Here is a 19,065-nt window from a genome sequence, read left to right on the forward strand (position 1 = left end):
TGTATGGATTCTAGGGCTATTTATGCTAAAATTGAAGAACAATTGGTATTACAACTACCTTTTGTTGCTTATCGAAAAGCCAATAAAGATGTGCTTAGTGCTTTTCTTCAAGAAAGCGATACTATATATACTGCAAATGATTATTCTAATTCGGGTTTTGTATTTGCTCCCTTTGATCAAAAGAAAGAATCATTTCTTATTCCTGCTGATTCATCCAGATATTACAATGCTGTTCTCTTAAAAGATAATTATAATGATATTGCTAAGGAACCGCATGTTAATATCACCTCAGATATAAATGATAAAACTAAAGAGCATCATAAACAATTAGTAATTAATGGTGTAAAAAGCATTAAGACAGGGCAATTTAGAAAAGTTGTTTTATCTCGTAAAGAAGAAATAAAAACGGGTAAACCTATTGATCTATTGATTTTATTTCAACGCCTCATTGCTACATACCCTAATGCTTTTGTGTATCTCTGGTATCATCCCAAAATTGGAATTTGGCTTGGGGCAACTCCCGAAACACTATTATCTAGTGATGGGAAACAGTTTTTTACTATGGCCTTGGCAGGTACACAATTATATGATCCAAATACTGAAGCAAACTGGGAGAATAAAGAAGTAGAAGAACAAGAGATGGTGACTGAGTTTATCTTAAAGGAGTTGTCTTTGATTTCTAAAGATATTCGTTCATCAAAGGCGTATACACATCGAGCAGGAACATTATTACATTTAAGAACGGATATTAACGGAGACCTGGATTTGGAAAAACCTGGCTTACAAAATGTACTTAATACTCTTCATCCAACACCGGCAGTATGCGGATTGCCAAAACAAGAAGCTAAGAAGTTTATATTAAGTAATGAAGGTTATGACAGAAAATTCTATACCGGATTTCTTGGAGAGTTGAACATAACTACTGGTCAAAAAACAGAATCTAATCTATTTGTAAACCTTCGTTGTATGGAAGTAGAACCCGAGGTCGTTAATGTATATGTAGGCGGAGGAATAACAAAGGATTCTGATCCAGAAAAAGAATGGGAAGAAACAGTAAGGAAGACGGAGACCATGAAAAAGGTTTTGTTTTAAATTACTTTTAAAACATTGGCTTAAATTAGAACGATATTGTAATTTAGCATTTCGAATGAAGAAACGCTTATATTCCAAAATCCCTTTATCACAAACACTTGTTGCACTTTGCGAAGCAAAGGGAATAGATCATATTGTAATTTCTCCCGGTTCTCGTAACGCACCACTAACCATAGGTTTTAGTGAACATCCAAAAATGCATTGTTATAGTATTGTTGATGAGCGATGTGCAGCTTTTTTTGCATTAGGGATAGCACAGCAATTACAAAAACCTGTAGGGCTTATTTGTACATCAGGAAGTGCACTACTTAATTATTATCCCGCGATCGCTGAGGCTTTTTACAGTGACATTCCTTTAGTGGTTTTAAGTGCTGATCGGCCTATTGAGCGCATTGATATTGGTGATGGGCAGACGATTAGGCAGAAAAACGTATTTGAAAATCATATCTTATATTCTGCAAATTTGTATTCTGAAGTAGTTACAGAAACTGAAATACAAGACCTTAAGATACGGCAAAAACAAAGAGAGGCGCAAAAGCATAATGAGAGAGAAATTAATCTTGCATTAAACAAAGCAATAGAGAAAAAAGGCCCTGTTCATATTAATGTTCCGTTTTATGAGCCCTTGTATGATAAGATTGAGGAGCCTACTATTTTTCCGAAAAACATACCAGTTGAGTTTCCTCAACACCGTATTTCAAATGTGTTAGAAGGTGAGATGTTGCAGCAATGGAATACTGCAAAACGAAAAATGATTTTGATAGGAGTAAGCTCTCCAGGGATGATAGATCAAAATTTTATAAATCATTTTGCTAAGGATCCATCTGTTTTAGTATTAACCGAAACGACATCTAATATTCATCATCCTTCTCATATTAATTGTATTGATCAATTAATTACATCGTTAACACTAGAGCAATTTGATGATTTACGACCTGATTTACTTTTGACAGTTGGAGGAATGGTGGTTTCTAAGCGTATTAAAGCTTTCTTAAGAGAGTATCAACCTCAATCTCATTGGCATATCGATCAAATGAAGGCGTTTGATACTTATTTTTGTTTATCCGAACATATAAAATTGCGCCCTAATTCTTTCTTTTCTTGGTTTCTCGAAAAGACTGAATTTGTACGAAGTGAATATAAAACTTCCTGGATTTCTGTTAGAGAGCAAAGAAGAATAAAGCATGAACAGTATCTTGAGCAGGTTGCCTATACAGATTTAAAGGTTTTTGAATCAATTTTTGATAAAATTCCAGAGGGTCAAATGATACAATTAAGTAATAGTTCAACAGTTAGATATGCTCAGTTGTTTTCATTAAAACCTTCGTTTATGGTATACTGTAATAGAGGAACTAGTGGTATAGACGGAAGTACATCTACTGCCATCGGTGCATCACTAGCATCAAAAGTACCAACTACGTTGATTACAGGAGATCTAAGTTTTTTTTATGATAGTAATGCTTTGTGGAATGATTACATCCCATCTAATTTTAAAGTTATTATTATAAATAATAGTGGAGGAGGTATATTTAGAATTTTGCCTGGTAAAGAAGAAAGTGCTAACTTTAGTACATATTTTGAAACAGCACATCAGTTAACTGCAGAACATTTATCCAAGATGTTTGGTTTTATTTATAAAAGTGCAAACACTTATCAAGAGGTTCAAAAAGGTCTAGAACAGTTATATGAACATGATGACCAACCCAGGATATTAGAGATTTTTACCCCAAGAAAAGAAAACGATAGTGCTTTAATCGGTTATTTTAAGCATTTCATCTAATTTCTTTAGTTTAATATAATTTGTAGATGAATTATTCATTTATAATTCATCTATATTTGATATATCGATGTTAAAAATTAACTAAAAACCTAAAACATTATCATCTTATGAGTAAAAGAGACGAATTAATCGCTAAGTATGCTGCTGATATCAAAGACAAAATTGGTCAGACTCCAGACATGGATTTATTAACTAAGGTTACGATTGGTTGTGGGCCTTCAATTTATAATGCAGATGCTGCAACTGTTTCTGGTAGCGATCAAAGCGAGCTAGATACTGTGAAAAAGAATTTTCTTATCAAAAAATTAGGGCTTTCTGATGGTTCTAAGTTAGACGAAGCTATAGCTTCTGTTATCGAGCAATATGGTAAATCAAACCGTAATAAGTATAGAGCGGTTGTTTATTATCTTTTAACAAAGCATTTTAAGAAAGAGTCTGTATATAAATAGTATTTGATATTCTTTCAGAAAAAAATAATAGGTGTGCCATTGGCGCACCTTTTTTTCGTTTAATTACCCCGTAGAGAGAGATTAAAAAATTATCTTTGCGCAAAAAATAAGACATGCTTGCATTAGGAGTCTATAATACATTGGAAATATTAAGAGATAGAGAACCCGGTTTATTTTTGGGAGATGAAGATGGGAATGAAGTGTTGCTTCCTAATAAATATGTTCCGGAGGAATTTGAAATCGGAGATAAAATAAAAGTATTTGTATATCTAGATAGCTCTGAACGCATTGTATCTACTACATTAGAGCCCTATGCTACTGTAAAATCCTTTGCTTATTTAAAATGTACTAATGTTTCTGAAATTGGAGCTTTCTTAGATTGGGGATTAGAGAAAGATCTTTTCGTCCCATTTAGAGAACAGGCATCAAAAATGAGGGTTGGGAGCTGGTATTTGGCTTATGTATATTTAGATGAAGAAACGAATAGACTTGTCGCTTCTAGTAAAACCAATGCATTTCTTGATAATTCGTTAGTGCTATTGTCGTCATATGATGAAGTTGAATTAATTGCATCTCATCCATCCCCTCAAGGTTGGAATATGATTGTAAATCAAAAACATTTAGGATTGGTGTATTCTGATGAGATTTTTCAGAAAATTACTCCTGGCGATCAAATTAAAGGGTATGTGAAAAAAGTACGACCCGATGGTAAAATTGATCTTACCCTACAACGACACGGTTTTAGAAGTATTGAACCTAATGCTCAGCAAATTCTAAATGAATTGAAAGCTAGTGGTGGATTTATTGATTTAAATGATAAGTCAGACCCTGATGATATCAAAGAGGTTTTTCAATTAAGCAAAAAAAGTTTCAAAAAAGCTATAGGAACTCTATATAAAGCCAGAAAAATTTCTATCGAAAAAGATGGAATACGATTGCTTGAGCAATCCTAAAAAATACTTAATACGCTAACCCAGTAATAGGGCAAAAGGCACCACTATAAAACCCAGCATCCTTATAAGCAATATTTTTTACGCCGCCACTATTGTTTGAATTGGAGGATCCGTTTCCTGAGACTCTAAAACTAAACGATTTTGGTTGTTCTATAGCTACATTGTATTTTGGAGCTATAAAATGTTCTTGCGGTAATTCTAAAATCGAAGTTTTCTTTCTTAAATACTGTTCTCTTAAATCTATTGAAAGATCTATCTCTAACAACTGATATTTTTCAACAGAATTTTCTTCTACCACTAAGGATAAAGGAGCAGCTAATTGTTCCCATTCAATAGTGTGAATTGTGGTTTCTTGTCCAAATGATAAAATGCTAATACTTCCAAAAAATAATATCAAAAACGATTTCATGTGCATAAATATAAAGTCTATTCGATTAAAATCATCAAAAACTATGCTAAAATCTCTTCTAATTTATATTTAAAATTAAATTTTAAGGGATTTACCCTATAAATGATGCGGTCGAATATGCTATATTGTGTTATTTTTGGGGGACAAAAAAATATATAATGAGTTCAGTAGACTGGAAAACAGTAAAACAATATCAAGATATCACCTATAAAAAATCAGGAGGAGTAGCTCGGATAGCTTTTAATCGACCTGATGTACGTAATGCTTTTAGGCCACAAACAACAAGTGAACTTTATGATGCGTTTTATGATGCTCAGGAAGATACGTCAATTGGGGTTGTATTGCTATCGGCAGAAGGCCCATCATCAAAAGATGGTGTGTATTCTTTTTGTAGTGGAGGAGATCAAAAAGCAAGAGGTCATCAAGGATATGTTGGTCAAGATGGGATGCATAGGTTAAATATTCTTGAGGTACAACGATTAATTCGTTTTATGCCAAAAGTGGTTATAGCTGTAGTGCCAGGATGGGCAGTAGGAGGAGGGCATAGTTTGCATGTGGTTTGTGATCTTACTTTGGCTAGTAAGGAACATGCTATTTTTAAACAAACTGATGCCGATGTTACTAGTTTTGATGGTGGATACGGTTCTGCGTATTTGGCTAAGATGGTTGGACAAAAAAAGGCAAGAGAAATTTTCTTCTTAGGTAGAAATTATTCGGCTCAGGATGCATATGAAATGGGTATGGTAAATGCTGTAATCCCTCATGAAGAGTTAGAAGACACGGCATACCAATGGGCGCAAGAAATTCTTGAAAAGTCGCCAACATCAATTAAAATGCTAAAATTTGCAATGAATCTTACCGATGATGGTATGGTTGGGCAGCAAGTATTTGCAGGAGAAGCAACACGATTGGCTTATATGACCGAAGAGGCAAAAGAAGGTAGGAATGCTTTTCTTGAAAAAAGAAAACCTGATTTTAAGAATATTAAATGGATACCATAAATTGTATACTTAATTAATCAGAAACGTATACTTTTAAATTTTCAGAATATGGATAAAAAGGAGGAAGAACTATTATCAATGCATTATCAGATGGAAAAAACTGATATTAAGCAGCAACAGATGGAAGACCGACTGGTATCTATTTCTGAGGATTTGAAAAAAAGTAAAGTAGTAAGGAATTTATACTTTATTTTCATTGTAATCCTACTAGCCTTAATGGGTATTGCAGGTTTTTATTTGTCAAAGAATAATATGCTTTTTTCTTCTGAAGATGCATCTTTTGAGAATTCTAATGAAGTGAAAAACCTTCTTGTTACTAATGATTCTTTAAAAGAGGAGTTGAATAAGTTGAAAGTAGATATTTCTGAATATAAGAATGCGCAATCGGATATCAATGATAGCATAGCAGAAGAAGGGAGAGAGATTCTCGATTCTGTTAACGGGAAACCTAAATTGAATTTTGAAAGAAATTACTGCTATATTACTAAAGCTTTTAAAAGCAACGATGTTGTATTTATTGAGGCTGATTTTATAGAGTTTTATGAAGGTAAAAAAGCGGTAAAAAAAGCAAAGGAATTTGGTGAAGCAGAGTACGATATCGACAAAAATGGCGATACATTGTATTTTTTATATAATAATTATTATATTCATAATCAGAATTCTAAACCAAGAATTTTAGAACTTGACGATAGAGCAAGGGTTAGGATTAATAATATTAATCAAATTTCTAATGGGTTTCCATTAAAAGCTTTTCAAAAAATAATCAAAGAAAAGCCAGTTTTAATTTTAGAAACTAATAATGGTGTAGTGTATAGAATAACTCAGCAGAAACTCCCTTAGGCGTGGTGATTACATGTATAATAGTGTGCTTGAAAATTTCTTAAACTACCCCAGCCATGAAAGTTATGAAAGATGAGGATCTTTTATCTTTACATTATCAGATTGAGAAAGCAGAGATAAAACAGAAAAAGCTTGAAGATTTGCTTGATGCAGAATCGGATATGCTTAAAAAAAGCAAAAAATCAAATCGACTATTTGGGTCTTTTTCACTAGTACTATTGTTATTAGCCGTTTTTCTTGTGGCTAATGCATTTTATTCTAGCAAATCGGCTTCTGCCTCTCTTACGGCAGAGGATATAAATCGAAAAGAGTTATCTACACTTCAGAATGAACTCCAAACAGCAAGAGAAGAATTAGATGTTCTCAAGCGTAAGAAGGTTGACCTTGAAGAAATCAGGAACTTATATTTATACAGAAAACTAATTGATAAAGACACCGTATATTCTGTGCAAATTAAAGCACTTAATGATAGGAGGATATCTTCAATTTCTGAAAAATACACGAACTCCTTGGTGTATAATGATACTTCACTATATAAATTTAGTTTAGGGATATTTGAAACCTTGATTGAAGCACAAGATTTTAGAAAAACACTAATTCAATCTGGTATCTATGATAAACGGATTTTTGTAATATCCTATAAACAAGGAAGACGCTTGAAAATAGAAGATTTTCGGTAAAACTTATCTTAGTTTTGGATATGTATTAGGGTCTACTTCATTCATGATCTCATAAACCTTTTCGAAAATATCATCTGTAGATGGTTTACTAAAGTAATCACCATCAGTTCCGAATGCAGGTCTATGTGGCTGTGCACTTAGTGTTTGTGGCTTACTATCCAGGTATTGATAAATATTTTGTTCGTCTATTAATTTATGTAAAATATATCCTGTTGCTCCACCTGGCACATCCTCATCTATAACCAACAATCTGTTAGTCTTGGCGATACTTTTTACAATATCATGATTTAGGTCAAATGGCACTAATGATTGAACATCTATAACTTCAGCATTAATACCTGTTGTTAAAAGTTCCTTTGCAGCTTGTTCTACAAGTCTCAATGTTGATCCATAAGATACTAGAGTGATATCTGCGCCGTCTTTTACGGTTTCTACTATACCTACTGGTGTTCTAATTTCTGAAAGGTTAGATGGCATTTTTTCTTTTAAGCGGTAACCGTTTAGACATTCTACAACCACAGCTGGTTCATCACTATCTAGTAATGTATTATAAAAACCTGCAGCTTTGGTCATATTTCTTGGTACAAGAATATGGATTCCTCTTAATAAATGGATTAATCCTCCCATTTGCGATCCAGAATGCCAAATCCCTTCTAATCTATGTCCTCTTGTTCGTATGATCAAAGGAGCTTTTTGTTTTGCTAAGGTTCTATAGCGCAATGTGGCAAGATCATCACTTAACCCTTGTATGCAATATAAGATATAGTCTAGGTATTGAATTTCAGCAATTGGCCGTAATCCACGCATAGCCATTCCGATTCCTTGTCCAAGAATAGTAGCTTCTCTAATACCAGCATCAGAAACTCTGATTTCACCAAATTTTTCTTGTAATCCCTCTAGTCCTTGATTTACATCACCAATTTTACCACTATCTTCACCAAAAATGAGAGCTTCTGGTACTCTGCTAAATATACTATCAAAATTATCTCTGATTATAACTCTACCATCTACCATTTCGGTGTTTTCGTCGTATATAGGAGCTACCTCATTGATATTGGTAACTTTAGAGTCAAATTCATTATATAGGTGAGCACTATATTTAGGCTGTATTTTATCGATATAGCTATTTATCCAATTTTGCAGGTTTAATTTTTCTGCAAAGCTTTCTTTGGTTAAATAGCGTAATATTTTTCTTGAAACCTCTAGTATATCTTTTCTAATAGGTTCTTCTTTTTCAGAAAGTGTTTGTGTTAGAGGAGATATGAAATTTTTATTTGCACTTTGATTTTCTACTGCCTTTAATAATTGTAATGCTTCTTTTTGTTCTGATTTGATTTCTGATATGTAAGCATTCCAGGCGTTAGTTTTTCCTTTTCGAACTTCTTTTTTCGCAGCTTTTTCAAGATCAAGAAGTTCTTCATTGGTCGCGATATTATGATCGATAACCCATTCTCTAAACTTTTTATTACAATCATATTCTCTTTCCCAGTTCAAACGCTCTTCACTTTTGTATCGTTCATGAGATCCAGAAGTAGAGTGACCTTGTGGTTGTGTTAATTCTTTTACATGAATGATAACAGGGATATGCTGTTCTCTTGCAAGTTCTTCAGCAGTTTCATAAGCACTCATCAAAGCTGGATAATCCCAACCATTTACTTTTATGATTTCATAACCTTCATGATTTTCATCACGTCTGAATCCTTCAAGAATTAAAGAGATGTCTTCTTTTGTAGTTTGGTGCTTAGCGTGAACAGAGATACCATATTCGTCATCCCATACACTAATAACCATCGGTACTTGTAGTACACCACCAGCATTTATAGTTTCCCAAAATAATCCTTCGCTAGTACTTGCGTTACCTATAGTGCCCCAAGCTACTTCGTTTCCTTTTATTGAGAAATTAGAAAAGTCTGATACACTTTTTTCATTACGATATACTTTGGATGCTTGTGCGAGACCTAAAAGTCTGGGCATTTGACCAGCAGTAGGGGATATATCTGCACTAGAGTTCTTTTGCTCAGTTAAGTTTTTCCATGTCCCATCTTCATTAAGACTATGAGTAGCAAAATGCCCTCCCATTTGTCTTCCAGCTGCAAAAGGTTCTCTTTTTATATCTGTGTGAGCATAAAGCCCTGCAAAAAATTGTTCAACAGTGTATTGATCAATTGCCATCATGAAAGTTTGATCGCGATAGTATCCCGATCTAAAGTCTCCGTTTCGAAAAACTCTAGCCATTGCTAGTTGTGGTAATTCTTTTCCACCTCCAAAAATTCCAAACTTGGATTTACCTGTCAATACTTCTCGTCGCCCTAGAAGACTACACTCTCGGCTTATAAGGGCTATCTTATAATCTCTAAGTATTTGATTTCTATATTCTTCAAAGGAAATATTAGATGTAGTAACAGTTTCAGGTTGCATACGAACGACGTTTAAAGGTTTGCAAATTTAGTTAAAATACAAGCCAATTGCAAAATGAAAACTCTTAAAGTTTTTGAATATATTTTACTAAAATCGATATTTTGTTATCAAATTATAGTTTTTTGGTGTTATTTTAGGAATTGGTTAACAAATGCTCAAAATTTTCACATTTATATATGCATTTGCTTTTTAATTTAATTAATACCATTCTCTGGTAAATAAACCAATTAGCGTTTCGGGACTTAACGTAATTATAAACCTAATTTGTTGATCGTAATCTGGTTGAGCTATTTCCCAACCTTTATTAGACACTACCGGAAAGAATAATTCGAAATAATCGGCAACAAGACTTAATCTTACTCCAGCATCGTACACAAATTCTGGAGAAACCCCTTTATTTTTAACCAACCCTACGTCTCCGTAGGCATAAATCCAATTCCAGATGTTACTATTTGCATTAAATGTTGTTATCCATTGATTAGCAAAAGGAAATTCGAGTTGAGATTTAAATCCACCTTCCGCAATAATGATTTGTTGACTTGTTAACCCTGTGTCTTCACTTCGACCTAGATAGTTAAAATCAAATAAATAATCTGTTGGTCTATCCAATGCAAAACTGAAAAAGTCTCCATCTTTTTCTGTATCGTTAAACAAAAAAGTACCGGCAAACAGTCTAAGGTTAACTTGCCTGTTGTTAAGGAATAACTTTCTGTAATTAACTGTAGCAGATATTTTACTAAAGTTTTTAGATAATTGATAGTCTACTGTATATCCTAAAAAGTTAATAAGGTTAAAATCAGAATGTCGATATCTCGCGTTAAATACATTATAATCTGGTGTAACAACGGGGTTTTCTTCATTTCGTTGCCTAAATACATTAATGTTTCTAAGTGATAATCGTTGCCTTTTATTAGATCTAAGATCTTCTGGTCGATACAAAAAACTAACCGAAGAGGAGAATCTTCTAAATAGCAAATCAGGTGCATAACTAAACATACTACCATTTACGCCATATCGTATTTGATAAAGACCATGTTCTGCAATTTGATTTCTAAAAAAGAAAGAGGCAGAACCTAGTAGTTTTTTAGATCTTAAGCCATAAGCGGGTGAGATGTTATATTCAAAGTCTCTTCTGATAATAGTTTTGTTGTAAAATTTGGAAGCTAACGTAAACCCATCATATACATTAAATTCAAACTCAGGAATAAAAAATAACTGACTATATCTAGGGTCTTCGATGTCCTGTAAGAGTCTAAATTGTATCGGTTTATTAAATATCCATTTTAAATTTTTGTAATTATTCCTTCTATTTACTTCAGGAATATTTTGATCATAATCAAGTACAAGCTTGCTAAGATCTTCATTAGCAATCTTTACTTTTTTAGTACCTGTAAAACCAGAGATCCAAGTTTTGGACACAATATCCTTTTTTCTAAACCCGTATAAGGATACCGGCATAGTGTTATCTCTTTTGTTTTTAATAGTAACTTCTATAGAATCTTTATCTTTTTTTACGGACTTGATTTTAAAATCAAGTTTTTTATTGGTATTTACATAATCATCAAAAAACCAGTCTATGTTTTTATTAGACAACGAGGTGAGAACCTCTTTGTATTTTTTTGAATCTGTATACCGTAAAACATTTTGACCATAAAACTCTTTAATACTTTCTGCAACAATATTATCATCTCCTAAGTAATCTTCGAGATATTTAAGGCCAACACCTGCTTTATAAGCGTTGGCAATATTTTTATTAAATTTTACTAGTTTATCTTGTGGCAGTGATAGTGGTTGGTCTAAGTAAAGTCTTGCCATATTTTTATACGCCAAAAAATATTGATCATTAAACTTTAAGTCTGCTGCATGAAACCATCTTACTCCTATTACTTTACTAAGTTTCCCGATAATTTTCATTTCGGGATAGTATTGATCAGTATAAGCCATCATTAAGTAGATATGAATAGCATCTCTTAACCATGCATCTTGTCTAGGGTTAATAATAAGAGTCTTTTTTAAGTAACTCTCGGTAATTGCTTTAAGTTGTTTAATTTCAAATTGAAATCCATCAGGGAAAGGCCTTAAAAAATCTGGTAACTGATTTAAGCCATATACGGGATTGTTTTTATAATCACTTTCTGAAATAAGGATTTTATCAAAAGGGTAGGGGCCTAATTTTTTCTGTAAAAACTGTACAATTCTTGTAGTAGCTACAGATTTCATTTCTGGCATTAACTTATTGTCATCAATGTCGCTAATAAACTGGATTCCATCTGCTGGAAAGCTATAAAACAAACTAGTTCCTCTAGTAATATATAGATTTATTTCTGATCTATTGTTACCCTTTAATTGAATAGTTCTATTTCTTTCTTCTTCTGAAATATTTATAGTTTCTCTTCTGAGGTCACTAACAATTTCATAATCTTCTTGTAAAGTAAAATTTATAGTGTAATCGATTAGAGGAGTATAAAGATCATCTAGGTCTTTGTGGCTATAGATGTTCCAATTGGTATCATGTACTGCAGGGACCATATACCAATATTTAAGATCAAAATTTCCATTATCCTTGTAACCATAACGCGTAAACTTACTACTAGGAATTTTCACTTTATATTTTAAAATGATCTTTTGGCTTTTTCCTGGTAATAAAGGTTGTAAACACTCTATCCAAACAATATCTTGTTCATTTTCAATTCTTCCCCATTGAAGAGATTGAGAAGATGAATCAGTAATATATTGTACAGTTGTACCTCCTCTTTCATGATCCTTTGCAAAGTAAAAACGTTTTAAAAAATCTTCAGAAAATCGTTCACCTAATGGTGTCGTTTTATCTGAAAAAGCATTAGCCCAATCATGAAGAAATATCTTTTTAAGCGCTTTTTGAGAAGAATTGGTATATACAATCTCCTGCTCAATGGATATAACTTTTTTATCTGTGTCCAGTTCAGCATTAATTAAAATACTGTTTTGCGCTGTTGCTATAAGCAGCGAAAAAAAGGCAAGAGCTGTATGAAGTAATTTTTTAATATTCAATTTTTAAATGCGATTATAGATATCCCATCAATTAATGGGCCGAAATTAAAAATAAAATATGCTTCTTTTAAATTACTCAATACTTAAAGTTTTAATGGTTTGTGCAAAGAATTGATGTTCAATACTAGTGATTTTTTTGTAATGTGTGTTTAGAAATTAGGACTTAAATTATATTCACCATAGAATTTATCTAAAATGTGTAGTACTTCTTCAGGTGTATCTACAACATGTATAAGATCGAGGTCACCAGGACTTATATTTCCAAATTTTTCGAGTAAAGTTGTTTTCACCCAGTCAATTAGTCCTCCCCAAAACTCAGTACTTACTAATATGATTGGAAATTTGGCAATCTTTTTTGTTTGTATTAAAGTCATCGCTTCGAATAATTCATCTAATGTTCCAAATCCACCAGGCATTACTACAAATCCTTGAGAGTATTTTACGAACATTACTTTACGAACAAAGAAGTAATCAAAATCTAAACTTTTATCACTATCAATATAAGGGTTATCATGTTGCTCAAAAGGGAGATCTATATTAAGACCTACAGAGGTTCCCCCTCCAAGATGAGCACCTTTGTTACCTGCTTCCATAATACCAGGTCCTCCACCTGTTATCACTCCATAACCATTATCTACAATTTCCTTTGCTACATCAACGGCTAATTGGTAATACTTATCATCGGTTTTGGTACGTGCCGATCCAAAAATAGACACACAAGGTCCTATCTTACTCATTTTTTCAAATCCGTTTACGAATTCTCCCATGATCTTAAAAATGGCCCAAGAATCATTTGTTTTTATCTCATTCCAACCTTTGTGGTGTTGTTCTTTTCTCATAAAAAATATGCTTTTAATTTAAAATACTAAGTTCTTTCTTTAAGAACTTAGCTGTATAACTTTTTTTATCTTTAATTAATTCTTCAGGTGTTCCTTTTGCTACAACTTCTCCTCCTTTTTTGCCTCCTTCGTATCCAATATCAATAATATAATCGGCCATTTTTACAACATCAAGATTATGTTCAATAATTAAAACAGTATTGCCTTTATCTACAAGTTTGTTTAATACATCCATTAAAACTCTAATATCTTCAAAATGCAGTCCTGTGGTGGGTTCATCCAGAATATAAAAAGTATTACCTGTATCTCTCTTAGAGAGTTCTGTAGCTAGTTTGATGCGTTGAGCTTCACCACCAGATAAAGTTGTGGATTGCTGACCCAGAGTGATATACCCCAATCCAACATTCTGGATAGTTTTTAGTTTTCGAAATATTTTAGGAATTTGCTCAAAGAACATACAAGCTTCATTAATTGTCATTTCTAAAACATCAGAAATTGACTTTCCTTTGTATCGTATCTCTAGAGTTTCTCTATTAAATCGTTTTCCTTGACATGTCTCGCACTCTACATATACATCTGGTAAAAAGTTCATTTCAATAACCCGTAAACCTCCACCTTTGCATGTTTCACATCTTCCTCCTGCAACATTGAAACTAAAACGACCAGGTTTGTATCCTCTAATCATGGCCTCTGGAGTTTTAGCAAATAAACTTCTTATTTCAGAAAAAACACCAGTATATGTTGCTGGGTTAGAACGCGGTGTACGTCCTATAGGAGATTGATTGATGTCTATTACCTTATCCGAGTGTTCTAACCCTTTTATACTTTTATACGGCATTGGTTTTTTTACACCATTAAAGTAATAAGCATTCAGGATAGGGTAAAGTGTTTCATTGATAAGCGTTGATTTTCCACTTCCGGATACACCTGTAACCGCTATCATTTTCCCTAATGGAATATCGATAGATACATTTTTTAAGTTGTTTCCAGTTGCTCCTTTTAACGAAATTGTTTTTCCGTTACCCTTTCTACGTTTTGAAGGTATTTCAATTTGTTTTTTACCACTTAGATAATCAGCTGTCAGCGTATTATGTTGTTGTAATTCTTCAGGAGTACCTTCGCTAATAATTTCACCTCCGTGTTTTCCAGCTAGTGGTCCAATATCGATAACGTGATCTGCCCGCTCTATCATATCCTTATCGTGTTCTACAACAATAACAGAATTACCAATATCTCTTAATTGGATTAATGAATTAATAAGTTTTTCATTATCTCTTTGGTGTAGTCCAATACTAGGTTCATCAAGTATATAAAGTACACCGACTAATTGAGAACCAATCTGTGTAGCAAGTCGTATACGTTGTGCTTCTCCTCCAGAAAGAGATTTACTGCTTCGGTTTAATGAAAGATATGTAAGACCTACATCTACAAGAAATTGCAGCCTTGTATTGATTTCTTTTAATATCTCACCAGAAATTTGCTTTTGTTTGTCACTGAGTTGCTCTGGTAGATCTCTAAACCAGTCAGATAGTTCATTGATATCCATATTTGCCAAATCAGCGATGTTTTTTTCATTTACCTTAAAATATAAAGATTCTTTACGCAATCGAGAACCATTACACTCGGGACACTGCACATTATCCATGAACTCTTTTGCCCATCGTTTTAATGAAGTAGAATCGTTATTGTTATATGTATTTTCTATAAATGTAGCTATTCCTTCAAAATCAATTTTATATTCTCTGGTTATTCCAAGAGTTTTACTATCCACACTAAATTTCTCTTTACCTCCATAAAGAATAATTTCCATAGCCTCTTTAGAGATTTTTTTGATGGGATCACTAAGTTGAAAATCAAATCGCTGACCTATGAGTTCAAGTTGTTTGAAAATCCAATTGTTTTTTTGAGGCCCTTGAGGAGCTAAGCCTCCATTTTTGATGGATAGAGAGTCATCAGGGATTATTTTTTTAATATTTACTTCATGTAAGTTACCAATACCATTGCATTTTGGACATGCTCCTTTCGGGGAGTTGAACGAAAAATTATTTGGTTCGGGATTTGGGTATGAAATACCACTTGAAGGGCACATTAAATTTCTACTAAAGAATCGAACTTCTTGAGAGTCTTGCTCAATCACCATTAATACATCATCGCCATGATACATAGCGGTGTTAATGGTTTCCATAAGTCGTTTTGTATTCTCTTGTCCTTCGGTAACCATCAGTCTGTCGATAACAATCTCAATATCATGAGTCTTGTATCGATCAAGTTTCATTCCTTTTACGATATCCTTTATTTCTCCATCTGTACGAACTTTTACAAAGCCTTGCTTCGCGATTTGTTCAAAAAGTTCTCTGTAGTGCCCTTTTCTTGAACGTACAACGGGAGCAAGAATATTTAATTTTTTACCAGAAAAATCTTTTAAAATAAGATCTTTAATTTGCTCATCGCTATAGCTTACCATTTTCTCTCCAGTATTATAGCTATAGGCATCACTACCCCTAGAAAATAGAAGTCTCAAAAAATCATAAATCTCAGTTATGGTGCCAACTGTACTACGAGGACTTTTGCTGGTGGTTTTTTGTTCAATGGCAATTACAGGAGATAGTCCATCAATTTTATCAACATCTGGTCGTTCTAATCCTCCTAAAAATTGACGAGCGTAGGCAGAGAAGGTTTCAATATATCTACGTTGCCCTTCGGCATAGATAGTATCAAACGCTAATGAAGATTTTCCAGAACCCGATAAACCAGTGATTACTACCAATTTTTCTCTAGGTATAGTAACATCGATATTTTTCAAGTTGTGAACTCGTGCCCCTAAAACTTCAATATTTTCTTCAGATACTGCCATAAAATTTTAACCAAGAATGCAAATGTAGGTATTTGGTAGCGTTTAGGAAAATTGGTTTAGTTTCAGTTTTAGTTAAAGAGATGTTATAATTTGTGAAACCTTCAGTATTTCTGTTTTACAATACCAGGGTTATTATTGTTTGCTTTTTAAAATGGAAGAAATAGTTAATTTATGTCTAATGAGATAGTTGTGTCATTGTTAAAGGGGAAGAAAAATAAAAGGAGTGATTAAGATTCATTTTTACTCAAGATCAATTAAGTTAATTTATTGATCAAGTATTATATTATTTTTATAATATTTATTTTTAAACAAAAATTTAAAAATGATATTAGGTATAGGTTCTAGAGTAAAACATCCAACATATGGGTTGGGTGTAGTAACGAATGTTACTGCAAAAATGTATTGGGTTACTTTTATTGAAAATGGATTAGAAACTATCGATATAGAGGACGATTTTGAAGTAATTGATGGCGTTGAAGATGAAGTGGATACTGTAAGTTTTTATGAGGTTGAAAAAACACTTAAGGATATCCTAAAAAGATATAGCGATGTTTCGGAAATTGTGCCTATAGCAGATAAGTGGAAAGGAGGAACAATTGTATTAAAGCCTGGTGATACTAGTTTAGCTTCAAAAGAATTACCAATCGAAACTTTTTTTCATAAAATTGTTATGGTTCGTGATCGAATACGGGTTATGGAGCAAAAAATTAATAGTTCTACTCTTGAGGAGCAGGATAAAATCGATTTACAACAATACATTACAAGGATTTATGGTAGTTTGACAACGTTTAATGTGTTGTTTAAGAATAAATCGCAACAGTTGATTGGCAGTCGAAGTAAATAATTTAGTTAATTATTTTCGTTCCATGCTCTTAAGTTGGAGATAGGAATTTCAAAGCCTAACAACCTATGCTTTTGTGAAAGTAAAGCTCCACTTTCTGTAGTAGTCCATCCTTTCCATGTAGCTTCTATGCCCCCGATAGGTATGATAGAAACCCACATCTGATAACTTGTTGGAATGTAGTTTTTATCTACCTTCCAAAGGTAAGAATCTCCTGGTGTTGTACCACCATGAGCATAAGACACTAACAAACCTTTGGTGTTATCTTCTAATGTGACCAATTGTCTCGAGACCCCTTTGTCAAAAAGCTTATGAGGTGCCACTACCCAAAAAGAATCATTATTAAAATATGCCAATGCAATTTCTAAAAGTTCTTGTTTCTTTTCTGCTGAGCTGGTGTTGTCGCTTTTTACAAAACTCTTGTTAGGTTTATCCAAGTCTAACTGTACTTCATGATTATCCCAGCGCACTTGAACAAAACCTTGTCTTTTGTTCCAAAAATAATGATGCTTATTTCTGAACGACCATTGCAGGTAATCTGTATTGAGGTAAAGATCATGCTTTACAGCATTTTGGATATTTAATGCAAAATCATCAGCTTTTTGTCCAGATTCGCCTTCAGGAATTTTTTCATTTAATGAAAAATATAACGTTGCGATGGTCAAAATCAATAAAATTAAGATGCTTAATATTAAGATCTTGAGAAGCTTGAAGAGTTTCTTTTTCAAGTTGATAGATTTAAAAGAGTTAACATAAACATCTTAAATGTATAAAAAATGAATTAAAGAGAATCGTAATACTCAAAGGACTTGACAATTAAATCATTAGATACGGTACAATTATATTTCGCTTCGCCTATAGCATTTAGTAATACAAAAAGAATGTTTCCGTTTTCATTTTTTTTGTCATGAATCAGTAAATTCATAATATCTTGTCGATCCGAAGGATCGATATCTAATTTCGGAAATGTAGCAAGTATAACATCACCGATATCTTGTAGATCATTGTTTGTAAGTGATAATAATTCTTTAGAAATATAAGATTCCATTATCATACCAACTGCAATAGCTTCGCCATGAAGCAAAGTTGGTTTTTCAGGATGCGTTAAATAAAAAGATTCTATTGCATGCCCTAATGTATGGCCAAAATTGAGATATTTTCTAATATTTTGTTCTGTTGGATCTTCAATGACAATTTTGTTTTTAATCATAACAGATTCATGTATCATTTGATTAAGATCATCTAACTCTAATTGAGAAAGATCACTTAGTTTTTCCCAATATCCTATATCTTGTATAAGCCCGTGCTTCAACATTTCAGCAAACCCGCTACACATTTGATTTACCGGCAAAGTACTTAGATATTCTGTGTCAATTAGTACCATTTCTGATTCACTAATGACTCCAACCATGTTTTTTAAATTACCAAGATCAACCCCAGTTTTACCTCCTACAGATGCATCTACCATTGCCAAAAGTGATGTGGGGATGTTGATATAATTGATTCCTCTTTTATACGTACAGGCAATAAAACCTCCTAAATCAGTAATAACACCTCCGCCTAAGTTGATGATAAGACTTTTACGATCTGCTTGTAACTCTGCGAGGGCATTCCATATACCGCTGCAAGTTTCTATATTTTTATGAATTTCGCCAGGCTCGATCTCGATAACTTCAGTATCGTATTCCGTTTCGATCTTACTCATTAGTAAAGAAAGGCAGTATTCGTGGGTATTGCTATCTACCAGAATAAATATTTTAGAGTGATTAGACTTTTCTAAATAAGAATTTAGGGCAGTGTAACATTCTTGACCAAAATATACGATAGAATCTTTAGAGACGATAGGCTTCATATGATAGTAAATTATAAGGCACGAAAT

15 protein-coding genes are annotated in these 19,065 nt (G+C 33.0%); 8 read left to right on the forward strand and 7 right to left on the reverse strand.

Annotation, left to right across the window (positions count from 1 at the left end; genetic code table 11):
• Positions 1 to 3: 3 nt before the first annotated feature.
• The 4 genes from DK508_RS10515 to DK508_RS10530 all read left to right on the forward strand — a co-directional run bounded on the left by DK508_RS10515 (position 4) and on the right by DK508_RS10530 (position 4,274).
• On the forward strand, positions 4 to 1,092 hold the full coding sequence (locus DK508_RS10515; protein ID WP_109300723.1) for an isochorismate synthase: 1,089 nt from the start codon (positions 4 to 6) through the stop codon (positions 1,090 to 1,092).
• Positions 1,093 to 1,147: 55 nt separating this feature from the next.
• A complete protein-coding gene (menD, locus tag DK508_RS10520) occupies positions 1,148 to 2,872 on the forward strand; it encodes a 2-succinyl-5-enolpyruvyl-6-hydroxy-3-cyclohexene-1-carboxylic-acid synthase (protein ID WP_109300724.1) in 1,725 nt (574 codons plus the stop codon).
• 107 nt (positions 2,873 to 2,979) lie between these two features.
• Positions 2,980 to 3,321 (forward strand): DUF2853 family protein, encoded by a 342-nt coding sequence (locus DK508_RS10525; RefSeq protein ID WP_109300725.1) that lies wholly within the window; start codon positions 2,980 to 2,982, stop codon positions 3,319 to 3,321.
• A gap of 113 nt (positions 3,322 to 3,434) precedes the next feature.
• Positions 3,435 to 4,274, forward strand: coding sequence for a S1 RNA-binding domain-containing protein (locus DK508_RS10530; RefSeq protein ID WP_109300726.1), 840 nt, complete (start codon positions 3,435 to 3,437; stop codon positions 4,272 to 4,274).
• A gap of 7 nt (positions 4,275 to 4,281) precedes the next feature.
• Here DK508_RS10530 and DK508_RS10535 read toward each other — a convergent pair whose 3' ends face one another.
• Positions 4,282 to 4,683 (reverse strand): hypothetical protein, encoded by a 402-nt coding sequence (locus tag DK508_RS10535; protein WP_109300727.1) that lies wholly within the window; start codon positions 4,681 to 4,683, stop codon positions 4,282 to 4,284.
• 158 nt (positions 4,684 to 4,841) lie between these two features.
• Here DK508_RS10535 and DK508_RS10540 point away from each other — a divergent pair, with 158 nt between their 5' ends.
• The 3 genes from DK508_RS10540 to DK508_RS10550 are packed head-to-tail and all read left to right on the forward strand — an operon-like array spanning position 4,842 to position 7,204.
• Positions 4,842 to 5,684, forward strand: a complete 843-nt coding sequence (locus tag DK508_RS10540) for a 1,4-dihydroxy-2-naphthoyl-CoA synthase (RefSeq protein ID WP_109300728.1) — start codon at positions 4,842 to 4,844, stop codon at positions 5,682 to 5,684.
• 48 nt (positions 5,685 to 5,732) lie between these two features.
• A complete protein-coding gene (locus DK508_RS10545) occupies positions 5,733 to 6,524 on the forward strand; it encodes a hypothetical protein (RefSeq protein ID WP_109300729.1) in 792 nt (263 codons plus the stop codon).
• Between the two features lie 56 nt (positions 6,525 to 6,580).
• Positions 6,581 to 7,204: a hypothetical protein gene (locus DK508_RS10550; protein WP_109300730.1), complete on the forward strand. Its 624-nt coding sequence runs from the start codon at positions 6,581 to 6,583 to the stop codon at positions 7,202 to 7,204.
• 3 nt (positions 7,205 to 7,207) lie between these two features.
• Here the strand turns inward: DK508_RS10550 and DK508_RS10555 are convergent, their stop codons facing one another.
• The 4 genes from DK508_RS10555 to uvrA all read right to left on the reverse strand — a co-directional run bounded on the left by DK508_RS10555 (position 7,208) and on the right by uvrA (position 16,345).
• Entirely contained in the window at positions 7,208 to 9,622 is a 2,415-nt protein-coding gene (locus tag DK508_RS10555) for a thiamine pyrophosphate-dependent enzyme (RefSeq protein WP_109300731.1), read from the reverse strand.
• Positions 9,623 to 9,820: 198 nt separating this feature from the next.
• On the reverse strand, positions 9,821 to 12,652 hold the full coding sequence (locus DK508_RS10560; protein WP_109300732.1) for a metalloprotease: 2,832 nt from the start codon (positions 12,650 to 12,652) through the stop codon (positions 9,821 to 9,823).
• 149 nt (positions 12,653 to 12,801) lie between these two features.
• On the reverse strand, positions 12,802 to 13,491 hold the full coding sequence (locus tag DK508_RS10565; protein ID WP_109300733.1) for a TIGR00730 family Rossman fold protein: 690 nt from the start codon (positions 13,489 to 13,491) through the stop codon (positions 12,802 to 12,804).
• A 13-nt stretch (positions 13,492 to 13,504) separates the two neighbouring features.
• On the reverse strand, positions 13,505 to 16,345 hold the full coding sequence (gene uvrA, locus DK508_RS10570) for an excinuclease ABC subunit UvrA (RefSeq protein WP_109300734.1): 2,841 nt from the start codon (positions 16,343 to 16,345) through the stop codon (positions 13,505 to 13,507).
• Between the two features lie 322 nt (positions 16,346 to 16,667).
• Between uvrA and DK508_RS10575 the strand changes: the two genes are divergently transcribed.
• On the forward strand, positions 16,668 to 17,189 hold the full coding sequence (locus DK508_RS10575; protein WP_109300735.1) for a hypothetical protein: 522 nt from the start codon (positions 16,668 to 16,670) through the stop codon (positions 17,187 to 17,189).
• 5 nt (positions 17,190 to 17,194) lie between these two features.
• Here the strand turns inward: DK508_RS10575 and DK508_RS10580 are convergent, their stop codons facing one another.
• Positions 17,195 to 17,851, reverse strand: a complete 657-nt coding sequence (locus tag DK508_RS10580; protein ID WP_109300736.1) for a hypothetical protein — start codon at positions 17,849 to 17,851, stop codon at positions 17,195 to 17,197.
• Positions 17,852 to 17,967: 116 nt separating this feature from the next.
• Positions 17,968 to 19,038, reverse strand: coding sequence for a 3-dehydroquinate synthase (gene aroB, locus DK508_RS10585; RefSeq protein ID WP_109300737.1), 1,071 nt, complete (start codon positions 19,036 to 19,038; stop codon positions 17,968 to 17,970).
• Positions 19,039 to 19,065: the final 27 nt, after the last annotated feature.

Origin of the sequence: Aquimarina sp. AU474 (assembly GCF_900312815.1) — a bacterium.
Lineage (GTDB): Bacteria > Bacteroidota > Bacteroidia > Flavobacteriales > Flavobacteriaceae > Aquimarina.

Bases quoted from the DNA above. Each gene is read 5' to 3' on its own strand.
- DK508_RS10530 (WP_109300726.1), top strand. From the start codon at position 3,435: ATGCTTGCATTAGGAGTCTATAATACATTGGAAATATTAAGAGATAGA.
- DK508_RS10515 (WP_109300723.1), top strand. From the start codon at position 4: ATGGATTCTAGGGCTATTTATGCTAAAATTGAAGAACAATTGGTATTA.
- DK508_RS10525 (WP_109300725.1), top strand. From the start codon at position 2,980: ATGAGTAAAAGAGACGAATTAATCGCTAAGTATGCTGCTGATATCAAA.
- uvrA (WP_109300734.1), bottom strand. From the start codon at position 16,345: ATGGCAGTATCTGAAGAAAATATTGAAGTTTTAGGGGCACGAGTTCAC.
- DK508_RS10550 (WP_109300730.1), top strand. From the start codon at position 6,581: ATGAAAGTTATGAAAGATGAGGATCTTTTATCTTTACATTATCAGATT.
- DK508_RS10535 (WP_109300727.1), bottom strand. From the start codon at position 4,683: ATGAAATCGTTTTTGATATTATTTTTTGGAAGTATTAGCATTTTATCA.
- DK508_RS10575 (WP_109300735.1), top strand. From the start codon at position 16,668: ATGATATTAGGTATAGGTTCTAGAGTAAAACATCCAACATATGGGTTG.
- menD (WP_109300724.1), top strand. From the start codon at position 1,148: ATGAAGAAACGCTTATATTCCAAAATCCCTTTATCACAAACACTTGTT.
- DK508_RS10555 (WP_109300731.1), bottom strand. From the start codon at position 9,622: ATGCAACCTGAAACTGTTACTACATCTAATATTTCCTTTGAAGAATAT.
- DK508_RS10565 (WP_109300733.1), bottom strand. From the start codon at position 13,491: ATGAGAAAAGAACAACACCACAAAGGTTGGAATGAGATAAAAACAAAT.
- DK508_RS10540 (WP_109300728.1), top strand. From the start codon at position 4,842: ATGAGTTCAGTAGACTGGAAAACAGTAAAACAATATCAAGATATCACC.
- DK508_RS10545 (WP_109300729.1), top strand. From the start codon at position 5,733: ATGGATAAAAAGGAGGAAGAACTATTATCAATGCATTATCAGATGGAA.
- aroB (WP_109300737.1), bottom strand. From the start codon at position 19,038: ATGAAGCCTATCGTCTCTAAAGATTCTATCGTATATTTTGGTCAAGAA.